The sequence below is a fragment of the Protofrankia sp. Cas3 genome, from assembly GCF_963555955.1.
Lineage (GTDB): Bacteria > Actinomycetota > Actinomycetes > Frankiales > Frankiaceae > Protofrankia.
Genome location: NZ_CAUVXP010000131.1, coordinates 1 through 16317, shown reverse-complemented (window position 1 = coordinate 16317; position 16317 = coordinate 1). Strand labels below are relative to the sequence as shown.

16 protein-coding genes are annotated in these 16317 nt (G+C 69.7%); 2 read left to right on the top strand and 14 right to left on the bottom strand.

Annotation, left to right across the window (positions count from 1 at the left end; genetic code table 11):
- From ffh to U9983_RS20620, 5 genes are all read right to left on the bottom strand, one after another.
- Positions 1-1497: signal recognition particle protein (gene ffh, locus U9983_RS20640; RefSeq protein ID WP_322755604.1), on the bottom strand; the 1497-nt coding region annotated here is incomplete at its 3' end.
- 294 nt (positions 1498-1791) lie between these two features.
- Positions 1792-3036, bottom strand: coding sequence for a signal recognition particle-docking protein FtsY (ftsY, locus tag U9983_RS20635; protein WP_322755603.1), 1245 nt, complete (start codon positions 3034-3036; stop codon positions 1792-1794).
- 50 nt (positions 3037-3086) lie between these two features.
- Positions 3087-6716, bottom strand: coding sequence for a chromosome segregation protein SMC (gene smc / locus U9983_RS20630; protein WP_322755602.1), 3630 nt, complete (start codon positions 6714-6716; stop codon positions 3087-3089).
- A gap of 171 nt (positions 6717-6887) precedes the next feature.
- The gene (locus U9983_RS20625) at positions 6888-7082 is read right to left on the bottom strand and encodes a hypothetical protein (protein ID WP_322748316.1); all 195 of its coding nucleotides are present in this window, start codon (positions 7080-7082) and stop codon (positions 6888-6890) included.
- Positions 7083-7343: 261 nt separating this feature from the next.
- Positions 7344-7634: an acylphosphatase gene (locus U9983_RS20620; protein WP_322755601.1), complete on the bottom strand. Its 291-nt coding sequence runs from the start codon at positions 7632-7634 to the stop codon at positions 7344-7346.
- Positions 7635-7770: 136 nt separating this feature from the next.
- Between U9983_RS20620 and U9983_RS20615 the strand changes: the two genes are divergently transcribed.
- Entirely contained in the window at positions 7771-8016 is a 246-nt protein-coding gene (locus U9983_RS20615; RefSeq protein WP_322755600.1) for a hypothetical protein, read from the top strand.
- A gap of 45 nt (positions 8017-8061) precedes the next feature.
- Here the strand turns inward: U9983_RS20615 and mutM are convergent, their stop codons facing one another.
- The 9 genes from mutM to recG form a co-directional block, all read right to left on the bottom strand.
- Entirely contained in the window at positions 8062-8916 is an 855-nt protein-coding gene (gene mutM, locus U9983_RS20610) for a bifunctional DNA-formamidopyrimidine glycosylase/DNA-(apurinic or apyrimidinic site) lyase (protein ID WP_322748318.1), read from the bottom strand.
- A gap of 21 nt (positions 8917-8937) precedes the next feature.
- Positions 8938-9750: a ribonuclease III gene (gene rnc, locus U9983_RS20605; protein WP_322755599.1), complete on the bottom strand. Its 813-nt coding sequence runs from the start codon at positions 9748-9750 to the stop codon at positions 8938-8940.
- Positions 9747-10772, bottom strand: a complete 1026-nt coding sequence (locus U9983_RS20600; RefSeq protein ID WP_322755598.1) for a phosphate starvation-inducible protein PhoH — start codon at positions 10770-10772, stop codon at positions 9747-9749. Before U9983_RS20600 ends, rnc begins: the two co-directional genes overlap by 4 nt.
- A 5-nt stretch (positions 10773-10777) precedes the next feature.
- A complete protein-coding gene (gene rpmF / locus U9983_RS20595) occupies positions 10778-10948 on the bottom strand; it encodes a 50S ribosomal protein L32 (RefSeq protein ID WP_322748321.1) in 171 nt (56 codons plus the stop codon).
- On the bottom strand, positions 10948-11550 hold the full coding sequence (locus U9983_RS20590; RefSeq protein ID WP_322755597.1) for a YceD family protein: 603 nt from the start codon (positions 11548-11550) through the stop codon (positions 10948-10950). The genes rpmF and U9983_RS20590 overlap by 1 nt, the downstream gene beginning before the upstream one ends.
- Positions 11551-11710: 160 nt before the next feature.
- Entirely contained in the window at positions 11711-12187 is a 477-nt protein-coding gene (locus U9983_RS20585) for a hypothetical protein (RefSeq protein WP_322755596.1), read from the bottom strand.
- Positions 12188-12235: 48 nt separating this feature from the next.
- A complete protein-coding gene (gene coaD, locus U9983_RS20580; protein ID WP_322755595.1) occupies positions 12236-12712 on the bottom strand; it encodes a pantetheine-phosphate adenylyltransferase in 477 nt (158 codons plus the stop codon).
- Positions 12709-13266, bottom strand: a complete 558-nt coding sequence (gene rsmD / locus U9983_RS20575) for a 16S rRNA (guanine(966)-N(2))-methyltransferase RsmD (protein ID WP_322755594.1) — start codon at positions 13264-13266, stop codon at positions 12709-12711. The genes coaD and rsmD overlap by 4 nt, the downstream gene beginning before the upstream one ends.
- On the bottom strand, positions 13263-15482 hold the full coding sequence (recG, locus tag U9983_RS20570; protein ID WP_322755593.1) for an ATP-dependent DNA helicase RecG: 2220 nt from the start codon (positions 15480-15482) through the stop codon (positions 13263-13265). Before recG ends, rsmD begins: the two co-directional genes overlap by 4 nt.
- A 210-nt stretch (positions 15483-15692) precedes the next feature.
- Here recG and U9983_RS20565 point away from each other — a divergent pair.
- The coding region (locus U9983_RS20565) for a hemerythrin domain-containing protein (protein WP_322755592.1) at positions 15693-16317 on the top strand (625 nt) is incomplete at its 3' end.

The window sequence follows — 16317 nt, the reverse complement described above, 5'->3', positions numbered from 1 at the left end:
GGGTAGGCCGCCCGGTGTGGCGCCCGGTGTGGCGCCCGGTGTGGCGCCCGCGCGCCGCGCCTGCGCTGCGGCCTCCTGCGCCTGCGTCTGCGCGGCGCGTGCGGCCGGATTGCCCTTGCGGTTCGCGCCCTTTCCCTTCTTGCCCGCCTTGCGGTTGGCCGCGCCCCGGCCGCTCTGCCCACCGCCGGGCAACCCCATACCGCCGGTCATCTTCTTCATGACCTTGCGCGCCTCGGCGAACCTGTCGAGCAGCTGGTTGACCTCGGTGACGGTGACGCCGGAACCTCGGGCCACCCGAGCCTTGCGGGACGCCTGGAGAATCCGCGGGTCGTGGCGCTCAGCCGGGGTCATCGACCGGATGATCGCAACCACCCGGTCGACGTCGCGTTCACCGATCTGGGACAACTGCTCCTTCATCTGCCCCATCCCGGGCAGCATTCCGAGCAGGTTGGCGATCGGGCCCATCTTGCGGACGGCGAGCATCTGGTCGAGGAAATCCGACAGTGTGAACTCCGAGGCGGCCATCTTCGCCGCCATCGCCTCGGCCTGATCGGCCTCGAAGGCCTTCTCCGCCTGCTCGATGAGGGTGAGAACGTCGCCCATTCCCAGAATGCGCGACGCCATCCGCTCGGGGTGGAAGACGTCGAAGTCCTCCAGCGCCTCACCGGTCGACGCGAACATGATCGGCCTGCCGGTCAGGTGCGCGACCGACAACGCGGCGCCACCGCGGGCGTCGCCGTCGAGCTTGGTGAGCACGACCGCGCTGAAACCGACGCCGTCGGCGAAGGCCTGCGCGGTGGTGACGGCGTCCTGGCCGATCATCGCGTCGACGACAAACAGGATCTCGTCCGGCGACGTGACATCCCTGATGTCCGCCGCCTGCCGCATCATCTCGACGTCCACGCCGAGACGGCCGGCGGTGTCGACGACCACCACGTCATGGTGACGACGCCGCGCGTGTTCCACAGCGGCACGCGCGACCGCGACCGGGTCGCCCACCCCGTTGCCGGGCTCGGGCGCGAACACGTCGACCCCGGCCCGTGCGGCCACGACCTGAAGCTGGGTGACCGCGTTCGGACGTTGCAGGTCGGCGGCGACCAGCAGCGGCGTGTGCCCCTGGGCCGCAAGCCACCGGCCGAGCTTGCCGGCGAGCGTCGTCTTGCCGGTGCCCTGCAGGCCGGCGAGGAGGATGACGGTGGGAGGCGCCTTGGCGAACCGCAGGGTCGTGGTGCCGCCGCCCAGGATCGCGATGAGCTCTTCGTTCACAATCTTGATGACCTGCTGGGCCGGGTTCAGCGAGGCCGAGACCTCCGAACCCATCGCCCGCTCGCGCACGGCTGCGATGAAGGCCCGGACCGCCGGCAACGCGACGTCGGCCTCCAGCAACGCCACCCGGATCTCCCGGGCGGTCGCATTGATGTCAGCCTCGGACAACCGCCCCTTGCCGCGGAGCGACGAGAAAGCCTTGTCGAGGCGGCTGGACAGGGTGTCGAACACGCGCACACTCCGAGATCGCTGGCGAACCGCAGCTCTCAGGGTACGCACCGGGACAGCGCTGCGGACAGCCCGACGAGGTACGCCCACACGGTGATCACGGTGCAAACCTGCAGCGATCACCGCCCTCCCCATCGAGGACGGCGGGTACACCTCGCCGGACATCACGGCCCGGCCACCGGGTCCGGCCGGGTCCGAACCCCACCTTGGCACTGTAGGTCGCCGCGACGCCGGGTGAAAGAGACTCCCCGTGGCCACAGCGTGGGCCCCGACGACGCTCTGTCAGGGGTGCCCCGGTCAGTTCGCCGGATCCCCCAGCAGCGCGTCGACGAATGCCTCCGGATCGAACGGCGCGAGGTCGTCGGGCCCTTCCCCGAGACCGACCAGCTTCACCGGCACGCCGAGTTCCCGCTGGACCGCGATCACGATGCCACCCTTGGCGGTCCCGTCGAGCTTGGTGAGCACGATGCCCGTGATGTCCACCGCCCGGGTGAACACCCGGGCCTGTTCCACGGCGTTCTGCCCGGTCGTCGCGTCGAGGACGAGCAGAACCTCGTCCACGGGACCGATCTTGGTCACCACACGTTTGATCTTGGCGAGCTCGTCCATGAGCCCGGCCTTCGTGTGCAGGCGCCCGGCTGTGTCCACCACCACGGCGTCCGCTCCGACATCGATCCCTCGTTTGGCGGCCTCGAAGGCGACCGACGCCGGATCTCCACCCTCGACCCCGCGCACCGTCTGCGCGCCGACCCTGCTCCCCCACGTCTCCAGCTGGTCGGCGGCGGCGGCCCGGAAGGTGTCGGCCGCGCCCAGCACCACCGTGCGGTCGTCCGCCACCAGCAGACGGGCGATCTTTCCGCAGGTCGTGGTCTTGCCGGTGCCGTTCACCCCGACAACGAGGATGTTCGCGGGCCGGCCGTCCGCGGCCGCGTGCAGCGTGCGGTCCGTGCTGGTACCGATCTGGGCGAGCAGCTCGTCCCGCAGCAGCGCACGCACATCCGCAGGCCGCCGGGCGCCGAGAACCTTGACCCTCGTGCGCAGCGACGCGACCAGCTCCTGGGTAGGTACCACGCCCACATCGGCGACCAGCAGGGTCGTCTCGACGTCGTCCCAGGCCTCGTCATCGAGGTTGTCCCGGGACAACAGCAGCAGAAGGCCGCGGCCCAGGCTGTTCTGGGACCGCGCGAGCCGCTCCCGCAGGCGGACCAACCGGCCCGCGGCCGGGGCCGGTACCTCCAGTTGGGCTTCCCGTTCGAGTTCCAGTTCGTACAGTTCGGCCTCAGCCTCAGCCTCAGCCTCGGCTTCAGCCTCGGCTTCAGCCTCGGCCTCGGCCTCGGGGATATCGACGGTCTCGACCGTCCGCCGGGGTGTGTCCCGTGGGATCTCGGCGTCGTCACCCACCCCGGGCCGGTAGTCCACGCCCGGATGCGGCCGGGCGCGGGTAGGCGGGATTCGACGTCGGCGCCGGGTGCCCAGCACCAGGCCGGCGGACGCGACAAGACCGAACACGACGATCGCGATGATGATGAGGACGTACTCCACGCCTCCGATCCTGACAGACCAGACGGTGGCTTACTCAGGCCGAAGCGTGCTCAGGCCGAAGCGCGTTCCCGGAGCCGCTGACTGATCACCGTGGTGACTCCGTCCCCACGCATCGACACACCGTAGAGCGCGTCCGCGATCTCCATCGTCCGTTTCTGGTGGGTGATGATAATCAACTGAGATTTCTCCCGCAGACCTTCCAACGCCTCCAGCAGCCGACCGAGGTTGCGGTCGTCAAGAGCGGCCTCAACCTCGTCCAACACGTAGAAGGGCGACGGCCGGGCGCGAAAGATCGCGAGCAGCAGGGCGATCGCCGTCAGCGAACGCTCACCGCCTGACAACAGCGACAGACGCTTGACCTTCTTGCCCGGTGGCCGCGCCTCCACCTCGATTCCGGTGGTGAGCATGTCATCGGGATCGGTGAGCACGAGCCGGCCCTCACCACCGGGGAACAGCGTCGCGAAAACGATCTCGAACTCGCGCGCCGTGTCCTCGAACGCCGCGCGAAAGACATCCCGGACCCGCTCGTCGACCTCGGCGACGACCAGCAGAAGATCACGACGGGTGTTCTTGATGTCGTCGAGCTGCGTCGACAGGAACGACGCACGCTCCGTCAGCGCCTCGAACTCCTCGAGCGCGAGCGGGTTGACCTTACCCAGCCGGGCGAGTTGCCGTTCGGCCGCGGCCGCCCGCGCCGACTGCTCAGCCCGATCGAACGCGACGGTCTCGCCGTCGGGGGTGTCCGGCGGCACGGGCACGTGCGGTCCGTACTCGTTGACAAGATCGTCGACTGCGATGCCGTGCTCCTCGAACGCCTTGGTCTCCAGCGTCTCCACCCGCAGGCGCTTCTCCGCGCGGGCGAGCTCGTCGCGATGGACGTCATCGCGCAGCGCGGCAAGCTCGGCGGCCAGTGTCCGGACCTGTTCGCGGACGGCGGTCAGATCGGACTCGGTCTGCCGGCGAAGCGCGTCGACGCGTCGGCGTTCGGTATCGGCGGCGACCAGGGAGTGCTCCAGCGCCGCGATGGCGTGACCGGCGGCGTCGGCCACGGCCGCGGCAACGGTCGCCTGCCGCTCCCGGATCTCCCGTCGCCGGGCCGCCGCCAGCCGCGCGGCCCGTTCGTTCGCGGCGGACCGCACCAGCGCGTCCGCACGGCCGGCCAGCGCCCGGGCCCGCTCCTCGCTGGTACGCACCGCGAGGCGGGCCTCGACCTCCTCGCCGCGCACGGCCGCGGTCGCGGCGGCGAGCCGGTCCCGCTGCTCCGGTGACCTCTCCCCGACGTCGGGTTCCGACGATGTCGCGGCCAGCGTCGCCTCCAGCTCGGCCAGAGCGCCGTATGCCTGGTCACGGGCGGTTTCAGCCTGTATCCGGACGCGTTCGAGACGTTCGACCTCCGCGGCCCCCGACCGGTTCACCCGCTCCAGCTGGGACAGCTGCTCGGACAACGCCCGGTAGCGGGCGTCCGCGCCGTGCAGCGCCGCCGACGCGTCGTCGATCCCGCCGCGGGCCCGTTTGACCTCCTCGCCTGCCGCGGCAATGGCCCCACGGGCACGTTCACCGCCGGCGGCGGCCTCAAGCATCCGGGACTCCGCCTCGTCCGCCGCGGCCCGCAGCTCCAGCAGGGAGGGCGCGCGTGCGCTGCCACCGATGGCGAATCCGGGCCCGATCACGTCACCGGACCGGGTGACCGCCCGGATGCCGGGATGCGCGCGGACGAGGTCAACCGCGACCGCGAGGTCGGCGACAACCATGGTGGCGGCAAGCAGCCGCGCCACCCCCGCGGCATAGCGCGGGTCGCTGACCCGGACGAGGTCCGCGGCCCGAACCCCACCGCGACGCGCGTCAGGTGGCAGGGCCGCGGTGGGATCTGCACCGGGCGCCCCGACACCGGACCCGTCGGCACCGGCGCCGTCGGCACCGGACCCGTCGACGACGAGCAGTGCCGCCCGCCCCGCGTCGACCGCGCGCAGCCACTCGAACGCGGCGCTGACATCCTCGACGGCGCCGACCGCCACGGCGTCGGCGGCCGGACCCAGTACGGCTGCGACGGCGGCCTCGGCCCCCGGCTCGACCGTCAGCACAGCCGCAAGGCGGCCCAGGACACCGGTGGGTCCCGTGGGTCCGGTGGGTCCCGTGGGTCCCTCCGGCCGGGCCGCAGCGGCGTCCAGCAGCGCGGCAGCGCCGTCCTTCGGCGTCAGCGACAGGGTGAGAGCCTCCCGCCGGGCCTCCCAGGAGGCCCGATCGCGTTCCGCGGAACGCTCCTGCGAACGCAGACTCTCCAACCGCGTTGTCGCCTCGGCATGGACCGCCACGGCCTCGGCGTGCCTCGACGCCAGCTCGGAGCGGGTCGTCTGGATCCGCGCGAGCTCCGAGCTCACAGTGACGCGCTGCTCGCTCGTTTCGCCGCCGCGGTATCGAGCGGCGTCCACCGCCTCGGACATCCGGACGATCTCAGTTTCGGCGCTGCTGGCACGGGACCGCGCGGCCTCCACCCGTCCGGCCAGCCGGGCCAGGTTCTCCCGCCGGCTCGACGCCTCCCGCGCGGCAGCGATGAGCGCCTTTTCCTCACCGGCCAGCGCGGCTTCAAGCTCGGACCGGCGGGCGACGACCTCAGCGAGACTGTCGCGATCGGCATCCAACCGCACACCGAGAGCATTCTCCTGCTCCCGGACGGCCGCCGCCTCCTGTTCCAGCTGTTCGGGGTCTCGCCCACCCCGAGGTTCCTCTGCGCCGGAGCGCAGCAGCCGGACCCGTTCGGCGGCAAGTGACCGGGTACCCCGGATGCGTTCCCGCAGGGAGGCCAGGGCATGCCACACCTCGCCTGCGGCGACGGCCTGGGGGGTCACCGCGGCAAGCTCGGCCTCCAGGACCTGCTCACGCTGCTGACCGTCGGTATGGGCACGCCCAGCCGTGGCGAGACGGCTCCGCAGCGCTTCTTCGTCCCTGATGTCGGACGCGATGTCGCCACGCGCCGTGACGATGTCGTCGGCCAACAGGCGCAGCCGCGAGTCACGCACCGCCGCCTGGATGACGCCGGCCTTGCGGGCGATTTCCGCCTGCCGGCCCAGCGGACCCAGCTGGCGCCGCAGTTCGGCGGACAGGTCGGTCAGGCGAGTGAGATTGGCGGCCATCGCCTCCAGCTTGCGCAGGGCTTTTTCCTTGCGCTTGCGGTGCTTGAGGACACCGGCGGCTTCCTCCACAAAGGCGCGCCGGTCCTCCGGACGGGCGTGCAATACCGCGTCCAGCTGGCCCTGACCGACGATGACGTGCAGCTCACGGCCGATTCCGGAGTCGCTCATGAGCTCCTGGATGTCCAGCAGCCGACACGTGCTCCCGTTGATCGTGTATTCGCTCTCGCCACTGCGGAACATCAGGCGACCGACCGTCACCTCGCTGTAGTCGATGGGCAGGGCGCCGTCGGTGTTGTCGATGGTGAGCAGAACCTCGGCACGGCCCAGTGGTGGGCGCGACGGTGTGCCGGCGAAGATGACGTCCGACATCGTCCCGCCACGCAGTGCCTTCGCACCCTGCTCGCCGAGTACCCATGCCATCGCGTCGACGACGTTGCTCTTACCGGAGCCGTTCGGCCCCACAACGCAGGTGATGCCGGGTTCGAGGTGCAGGGTCGTCGAACTCGCGAACGACTTGAAACCCCGCAGGGTGAGGCTCTTGAGATGCACCTGTCTCCGGAGCTGTCGGAGTGGACGCGGGCCGCTGGCACCGACGGACGATCAGACACCAACGATACCGCCCGCCAGGCGCCTGATTCGACGAATGGGGCCCTGGCAGCACGAAGGGACGTTCCCCACAAGGAGAAACGTCCCTTAACTCCCGCTACGGATTCGGGAGGATCAGGTCAGCGCGGGCTCTGCTTCAAGCGCGCGAAGTTCGTCAGAGACATCAACGCCTTCAAGTGCATCGTTAAGAGCACGGGAACGCGCGAGCTCATCTTCCAGTTCTGCTACACGTGCACGAAGTCGGCGTACCTCATACGACAAACGAATATCGTTGCCAGAGCCGACGTGGCCAAAAAGGGCCTTCGCCATGATGGTGGTCCTCCACGATGAGTGACCGAGCGGGTGCGGGGCGCGCTGCGACCTGGTCGATGGAACCGGAACAGATCACACGACGCGCCAGACAATGAACTCAGGATCGCACGCCAAGTGGCCGAAAGTCAAGACGATGCCATACCCCGACGGCAGCCGATGGCATTTTGTCGAGATGAGGACACCTCGTCGTCGACTGGTCGCCAGCCGATCGTCAGCTGGTCCTCGGCGGGCCGTCGGCCGACCGGTCGTCGATCCGGCTCATTTCCGGGTAAAATTTGACAGATCGCCCTGTGCGTGCGACCAGGAGAAGGTCACCTGGGTCGTCACACCCGGCGTATGGCCGGCCCGCAGCATCTCCAGCAGCGCCTGGCATGCCGCTCGCGGGCCCTCCACGACGACCTCGACCCGACCGTCGGTGAGATTGGTCGCCGAGCCCACCAGACCGAGCCGCCGCCCGCGGGACCGGACATAGGCCCGAAAGCCAACCCCCTGAACCGTTCCTGACACCCACGCCGTCAGGCGGGCCGGCGGGCCGGACCCGGCCGACATATCATGATCATCACGATCTGCCGGCTCTACGGGAACATCGCGCATAGGCACGATAGGGTACCGAGCCATTGTGGATACCATGCCTTCTCCTCGATCCCGTCGGTTCCGGGTGCGCCTTCCCCGCAGCCGGCATGCCATGATGATATTGGTCAGCGCCATCGTCATCCCGGCGACGCTGTCGCTCACCGGCTGCGGCCAAAGTGTTCGCCAGGACGCCGGCATCCTGCCGGTGCCCCAGGCCAGCACCCAGGGCCTCCGCAGTGCCACACCGGCACCGGCGCCAGCCGCCCCAACCGAGATCATCGAGCCGGGCTACGCCCCACCCCGCACCTCCGGTCCCACTCAGACCGCGGTACCGAACATCCCCGGCGGCAAGCTGTAAAGAACATTTCCCCCGGAATGTGGCTCCGCCGCCGTCCGGGGGAAGCTACCAGCGGGCGCTTCTCGGCCGTGGCTGACAGCGTGGGCAGGTGAAACTCGACCGATTCATGAAGGCGTCCCGGCGGACCGGCGTCTGGCATCGCGAGCACGGCTGGCCGGTCCGCCCATAGACCTCAAGCGAGCGGTCGAACAGGCCGCTCACACCGTTGACCGACACGTAAAGCGAGTCGAAGGACGTCCCGCCCGCGCGCAGCGCCGCGACGAGGACCTCACGTGCCGCGTCCAACAACCGGCCGAGCTCACCGCGGGTCAGGGTCTCGGTCGGACGCGCATAGTGCAGTCGCGCCCGCCACAGGGATTCGTCGGCATAGATGTTGCCGATGCCACTGACCAGCTTCTGATCAAGTAACGCGCGTTTGATTCCGGTCCGGCGCCGGCCGATGGCCGCGATGAACCCGGCATCGGAAAAGCCCGGGTCGAGGACATCCAGTGCGATATGCGCGATCGGCTCCGGGACACCCGCGCCGGTGGGGACGACCGCGAGACCGCCGAAGGTGCGCTGATCGACGAATCGCAGTTCCCGACCGGCGTCGGAGAACGTGAAGCGGATTCGGAGGTGGGTCTCGGGGGGTTTGTCCGCGGGCACCACCAGAAGCTGACCACTCATCCCGAGATGACCGAGCAGCGCCATGGCGCCGCCGAGCTCCAACCACAGATATTTCCCGCGCCGACGCGCGGCGACGATCGTGTGGCCCGCAAGCACCGCCGCGAAGTCAGCGGCCCCCGCGGCATGACGCCGTACCGCCCGGGGGTGCGCGACCGCGACGGTCGCGATCGTCCGACCGACCAACGCCCGTTCAAGACCGAGCCGGACGACTTCGACCTCGGGAAGCTCGGGCATCGCGACGCGCTCGACAGCCGGTCAGCCGTTACCCGTGCGCACCGGCGTGTCGGATCGGCCGTCCACCGGATCGCCGTCACGACTCGACTCGTCTGGGTCACGCGGGTCGGCCGACCGTTCCTCCAACGTCTGGAAGGCCGCGGCGGCGGCACGCTGCTCGGCCTCCTTCTTGCTCCCGCCATCACCGTGGCCGAGGACTTCCCCGGCCACGACTGCGCGGGCGGTGAACCGCTTGGCATGGTCCGGTCCGAACTCGTCCACCTCGTACTCGGGCGGGCCCAGCAACAGCAGTGCGGTCCGTTCCTGCAACGAGGTCTTCCAGTCCAGCCCGGCACCCCGACCGGCGGCCACGTCCAGCAGCGGGTCGAACAGGCGGTGGACGAACTCGGACGCGACCTGCAGGCCGCCCAACCCACCGGTCGACAGGTACACCGCGCCGATCAGCGCCTCCAGGGTGTCGGCGAGGATGCTCGCCTTGTCCCGACCTCCGGTGCTCTCCTCACCGCGGCCCAGCAGCAGGTACGGGCCGATGCCGTGCTCCCCCAGAGCACGGGCGACCTCGGCGAGGGCACGCATGTTGACCACGGACGCGCGCTGCTTGGCGAGCTGCCCCTCGGGCAGGTCCGGATGGCGGTGGAACAGGGCGTCGGTGACGACAAGACCCAGGACGGAGTCGCCGAGGAACTCCAACCGCTCGTTGGTCGGCAGGCCACCCTGCTCGTAGGCGTAGGAGCGGTGCGTGAGAGCCCGTTCGAGCAGGTCGACGTCGACCGGAACACCGAGGGCGGTCACCAGGCCGTCCCTGGGCGCCGGCAGCGCCACGCCGCGGGTCATGCCGACAACCCGGCGCGGACCCGGCGGTGCGTGACGAGGTCGGCGAGGGCCGCGCGCTGGTGGCACACCCAGCCGGCCCGGTCCGCGGCGGACGCATCGGCAATCGCGAGCGCGACTCCCGCCGCGGTCTGGCCGGACCGACCATCCACTACGACCACGATCCCGTCGACACCAACCACGAATGTCCCCTCCCGCAGATGCCACCCCGGCGACGCTCGCGGTAGCTGACCAACAGGCGCTGGCTGACCGACAGCCTGCGCAACCGCCCGCAGACCCGATACCAGGACCGCCCCGGTGAAACCGTCACTGACCACGACGTCAGCCTCGCCACCGGCCACCACCGTGGCTGCACCGACGCCACCGACGAAGTCGAGCCCCAGCTCGGTGATGAGGTCACCGGCGTTCATCAACACACCGGTGCCCCCACGCGATCGGTCCGGATGAGCCGGCGGGGCCGGATGGCCCGGATCCGCGGACAGCAGCCCGATCCTGGGACGCGCCACCTGTAGGCAGATTGTGGCGTAGACCGATCCGGTGACCGCACACTGGGTGAGCTGGTCGGCGCTGATGCCGGCGTCGGTGACCGCGCCCGCATCCAGCAGGACCGCCGCCCCGGGCGAGGCGTCGACGACCACGGCAAGCGCAGGCCTGCTGGCCCCGGGAAGCGATCCGAGGGTGAAGGCCGCCGCGGCCACAGCCGCGGCCGCCGGACCAGCCGACACCATCGCGTCGACGGCACCATCCCTGATCAGGCGGGCCGCGACCCGCACCGTGGCGTCCCGTCTCGACCGCACCGCACGGACGGCGTCCGCGTCGGGACCGACCGCATGGGACGCCTCGACGATCCGCAGCCGGTCCCCGCTTTCCAGACCGTACGCGCGCATCAGCGGCTCGGCGGTCCGGGCCGGGCCGACCAGGCTGACAGCCAAGGTCGGGTCAGCGACGAGCGCACGCCGCACGCCGTCGACGACCGATGCCGGTGCGCCATCACCACCGAGCAGATCGACCGCTACGTGTGTCACACCACTTAGACGTCGATGACCTGTCGATCGTTGTACCGGCCGCAGGTCGGGCAGACCGTGTGCGGCCGGACCACGTGACCACGCGGGCACGTGGCCAGGGCTGGGACCTTCGCCTTCCACTGGGCCCGCCGGGAGCGGGTGTTGCTGCGCGAGGTCCGACGCTTCGGGACGGCCACTAGTCCTTCTCCTTATTATCGATCGCTGCCGGGTTCTCGACCTGCGATGGGTTCTCGACCAGCGATGGCAGTGCTGCCCACCGAGGGTCGACCCGTTCATGGGTATGGTCGGGCTCAAGGTCGTCCAGTCGCGCTCCGCAGTCAACGCACAGACCAGCGCAGTCCGGCCGGCAGCAGGGCGACAGCGGCAGGCTGAGTACCAGTGCGTCACGCAGCGCCGGCACGAGATCGAGATGGTCGTTGACGACCTGTTGGCAGTCGTCATCATCGGCGTTGTCCACGACCCGGTCCGGGTAGTAGAACAATTCTCGGATGTCAACCGTCGCCTCGTCCTCGAACGGGTCGAGGCAACGCGAGCACTCACCCGCCAACGGCGTGGACGCAGTGCCGCTGACGAGCACACCTTCCATCACGGCTTCCAGCCGGAGGTCCAACTCGATGGGCGCGCCCGGCGGGACATTGATCATTTCAGTCCCCAGCCCCGCGGGTGCCGGCACCCGGGTCACGACGTGCTTCATCGAACCCGCGCGACGGCTCAGCTCGCGAATGTCGAGCACGAGCGGACCACGGGGGCTCCGGCGGCGCGATGGCGGCACGGTCATGGGTGGAGTGTCTGTAGTTGCCACGAAAATACTGGATTCACAATTCTCGAACGTCACAGGTTGCTTGAACGTCACAGGTTGATGATTCAGGTACGCGCCGATCCGACTGTCCGTCAATCCGGCTGTTCGTCAAGCCGGCTGCCCGCCAATCCGACACAGACTACCAGTCTATCCGATCGTCCAGACTGGCAGCGATTCGATCATCGCGGTCCCGCGGGCCGGGCGGCGGGGGGGCCAATCGTGCGCGGCCACGGGTAACCGAGGCCAGAGTCCTGGACAGGACCACCTCGAAGGCCGCCAGCTTCCCGTCGACATAGGTGTCGAACTCCGACCGCGCGGCATCCGCCGCGTCCCGCGCCTGGGTCAGCATCTGCTCGGCCTCGGCCTCGGCCCGGCGGACGATGTCGGTGTCGGTGGCGATCCGGTGCCGCTCCCGGCGTGCGTCGTCGAGGATGCCGTCCCGCTCAGCCAGAATCCGCCTGGCCTGGGCGATCTCCGCCGGCAGTTGACCGCGCAGGTCCTCCAGCGCGGTCAGCAGCTCGGTACGGTTGAGGATGCAGGACGCCGACAGCGGGATTCCCCGCGCATCAAGGACCATGGCGACAATCGCCTCGAGGGCACCATGGAGATCTGCCATAGGCGGCAGACTATGACGGTACGCCCTCCATTACCGGGAGTGACACGGCTACTGCGCGAGACGCTCGCCCAACTGTTTGAGCACGAGGTCCGGCACCAGCCCCGACACGTCCCCGCCGTAGGTCGCGACCTCCTTGACCAGGCTTGACGACAGGAAGGCGTACTGCGGGTTCGTGCTCATGAACAGGGTTTCGACGCCCGCGAGCGAGTGGTTCATCTGCGCCATCTGCAGCTCGTAGTCGAAGTCGCTGACGGCCCGCAGGCCCTTGACGATGGCCTGGATACCGCGGGCGCGGCAGAAGTCGACGAGCAGGCCGTGGGAGGACTCGACCACCACGTTGGAATGCTCGCGCGCCGCCTCACGGATCAGCTCGATCCGCTCGTCCACCGTGAAGAGGTTGGCCTTGTTCTTGTTGATGAGCACGGCTACGACAACCTCGTCGAAGAGCCGGCTGGCACGACCGATGATGTCAAGGTGACCATTGGTGACCGGGTCGAAGGAACCGGGACAGACAGCCTTTCTCATGATCCAGAACCGTACCAGAGGACCCCCTCGCCGTACGTCCGATTACGTACGGTAACCATACCATCCGGCCACCCGGGCGGCTCGCTGCGGCGCGATCGCTCCACCACGCACAGACCCTCCGGATACAGCCAGGAATGGGAATGCAGGCGAGTAAGCACGGTCGTCAACGCTACGTCAGAAAGATTATACGGAGGGTCTAGAAACACCACGTCGAAAGCATGCCCCGGTGTGGCCTCCACCACACGTTGGACGGGTTGGCAGACGATCTCCGCACCGACGAGCCCGAGGGTCGCCGCGTTCGCGCGCAGCGTCCGCACGGCAACCTGCGACTGATCGACCAGCAGGGCGTGGCAGGCCCCCCTCGACAGCGCTTCGAACCCGACCGCGCCACTGCCGGCATAGAGATCGGCGAACCGCGCACCGCGCAACTCCACTATCGACGCAAGCGTGTTGAACAGACCTTCCCGTGCCCGGTCGGATGTCGGACGGGTCCGCTCCCCCGGCGGCACCCGGATGGGCCGCCCGCGTGCGACACCGCCGATGATTCTGGTCAACCCTTCTCCAGATACGCGGCTGTGGTCTCGTCGAGCGTCGCCGCGAGCGCCGCGGCCAGGCCCGGATGCGCCGACAGTTCCGGATCGGCGCGTACCAGGGCGGTAGCCTCGTCCCGCGCGGACAGGATGAGGTCCTCATCCTTGAGCAGCTCCAGCAGGCGCAGGGCCCGGCGGCCACCGGACTGGGCCGCGCCCAGCACGTCGCCCTCGCGCCGCTGCGCGAGGTCCAGCCGGGCGAGCTGCGCACCGTCGGAGGTGGCAGCCACCGCGGCCAGACGCTCCCAGGCGGGCGACCCAGGCTCGGCGTCGGTGTACAGCAGGCACCATCCCGGCGCGCTGCCACGCCCAACCCGGCCGCGCAGCTGGTGCAGCTGGGATATGCCGAAACGGTCGGCATCGGCCACGACCATCACGGTCGCGTTGGGCACGTCGACCCCGACCTCGATCACTGTGGTGGCCACGAGAACGTCGATGTCCCCCGCCGCGAACCTCGTCATGACCCGGTCCTTGTCATCCGGGTGCAATCGGCCGTGCAGCGCGGCGACCCGGAGCCCGGCAAGCTCCACATCCCGCAGCGCGGGGAGCACATCGAGAACGGCGGCACTCGGCCGGCGCCCGCCCCCGGTCGCGCCGTCGGCAGTGGCGTCGGGGTCGGGGTCGGCGTCGGGGTCGGGGCCAGCGGGGTCGGGGTCTGCGGGGTCCTCGCCGATCCTCGGGCAGACGACGTATGCCTGATGGCCGGCGGCGACCTCATCCCGGATGCGGCCCCACATCCGGTCCGTCCAGACCTCGTTGGCCGCGGGCACGACGAACGTGGCGATCGGCGAGCGGCCGGCGGGAAGCTCGGTCAACGTGGAGACTTCCAGATCACCGAAGACGGTCATCGCGACCGTGCGCGGGATCGGCGTGGCGGTCATCACCAACAGGTGCGGCGGGCGGTCGGACCGGGACCGCAGCACGTCCCGCTGCTCGACCCCGAAACGGTGCTGCTCGTCCACGACCACCAGAGCGAGGTCGCGGAAGGTCACCGATTCTTCGAGGAGCGCATGCGTGCCCACCACCAGACCGGCGCTGCCGTCCGCCACGGCCGCGAGCGCCTCGCGCCGCGCCCTCAACCCGAGAGAACCCGTCACCAGGGCGATCCTGGTCGCACCCGGCGCGGCATCGAGTTCGCCGGCCCGCCCCAACGGACCGAGCAGGTCACGCAGGCTGCGCAGATGCTGGGCGGCGAGCGTCTCGGTGGGCGCCAGGAGTACCGCCTGACCGCCCGCGTCGACGGCGGTGAGCATGGCCCGCAACGCCACCACCGTCTTGCCGGAACCGACCTCACCCTGCAGCAGCCGGTGCATGGGGAACGGCCGGGCGATCTCGGTCGCGATGGTCTCGCCGACCGTGCGCTGCCCGGCGGTCAGCGCAAACGGCACGGTCGCGTCGAACGCGGCCAGCAGGCCGTCAGGCCCGGCGTGCCGTGCGGTCGCCGCGGTCTGCTCGTTGTCGAACCGACGCTGCGCGAGCGCGACCTGCAGGATGAGAGCCTCGTCCCACTTGAGCCGGGCCCGGCCGCGAGTGACGTCCGCCCACGATGACGGCTGGTGAACCAGGCGGTAGGCGTCGAGCAGCCCGACCAACCGGTGCTCGGACCGGATGGCCGCAGGGAGCGGGTCCTCGATCTCGGTGAGATCGGAGAGGACCATCCGCACGCACTTGGCGATCGTCCAGCTGGGGATCTTCATAGCCGACGGATAGATCGGGACGAGGCCGCCGGCAAAGCCCTCCGCGCCGTCGCACCCCTGCGCATCGGCGATCTCGGCGTCGAGCAGTTGCACCTCGGGATTGGTCAGCTGCCGCCGACCGCGGAACTCCTCCACCTTGCCGGCGAACAGCGCGGTGACGCCGCTGCGCAGGTCGCGCGTCTGCCGGACCTGATTGAAGAACACCACCAGCAGGCTGTGCCGGCCGTCGGTCACGGTGACGGTCAGCATGGAACGCCGGCGCTCCCGCATCGGACGCCGCTCTGCGTTGACGACCTGCGCCTGCACGGTCACCACCTCCCCGACCGTCAGGTTCGCGAGATCGGTCAGCTCGCCGCGTTCCTCATAGCGGCGGGGCAGATGCGCGAGCAGGTCGCCGGCCGTCTCCAGGCCGAGGGCATCGGCGAGCATGATCGCCGTTTTCTCTCCCAGCACGTCCCGAAGCCGCGTCGTCTGGTCGATCACACCCTCGATCCTGCCCGACGGCACCGACAACTTTGCGACCCCACACCCACTCGAATCCGTCCGGGACAATCGCCGACCGGCTGTCGCGAAGGTCACATACCGTCCATTCTGGTTGTAGGCCAAAAAAGACCGCAAAAATATAACAATCAGTGACGAGAGGCCGCTGGAATGTCACAGACCGTTCCGAGCCCACATGGACTTCCGTTCCCCGTGCAGCCGCGTCTCCCCGGCGATCCCGAACCAGATCTCGAGCTCTACCGCCTCACCCACCGGGCGATCGTGCGCGAGGCCGGTGAGCTGGCCACGCTCGGGCGGCGACTGGCGAGGGACGGCAGCCCGTTCACGGCCCGGCAGGCGCGCACCCTGCGGACGTTCGCCCGGGTGTTCGTCGATGACCTGCACCGCCACCACCGGGCCGAGGACGAGCTCGGCTGGCCTCTCATCAGCGCCTGCGCACCGGACTGCCCCGACCTCACGCCGTTGACCCGCGACCACGCCGACGCCGCCCCGGTCATCGACGAGCTCTGGGCGACGGTCCGACGCCTGGCCGCCGACCCCGCCTCCACCGCTGCCCGCACGGATCTGGCCGGCGTGGCGCAGACATTGCGCGACATGCTGGAACGGCACATCGCGGCGGAGGAACGGATCGTCTTCCCGGTGATTCTCGCGCACATGTCGGCACGGGACTTCACCCGCTGGGACAAACTGGCCGACCGCGATCTGCCCATGCGTGACCTGTGGGTACTCATCCCGTCGACAGTCCGGTCCGCGGACCCGGCGGACGTCGGCCGGGTCACCGCGAAGGCGTCCTGGCTGTTCCGCCTCGCGCTACGCC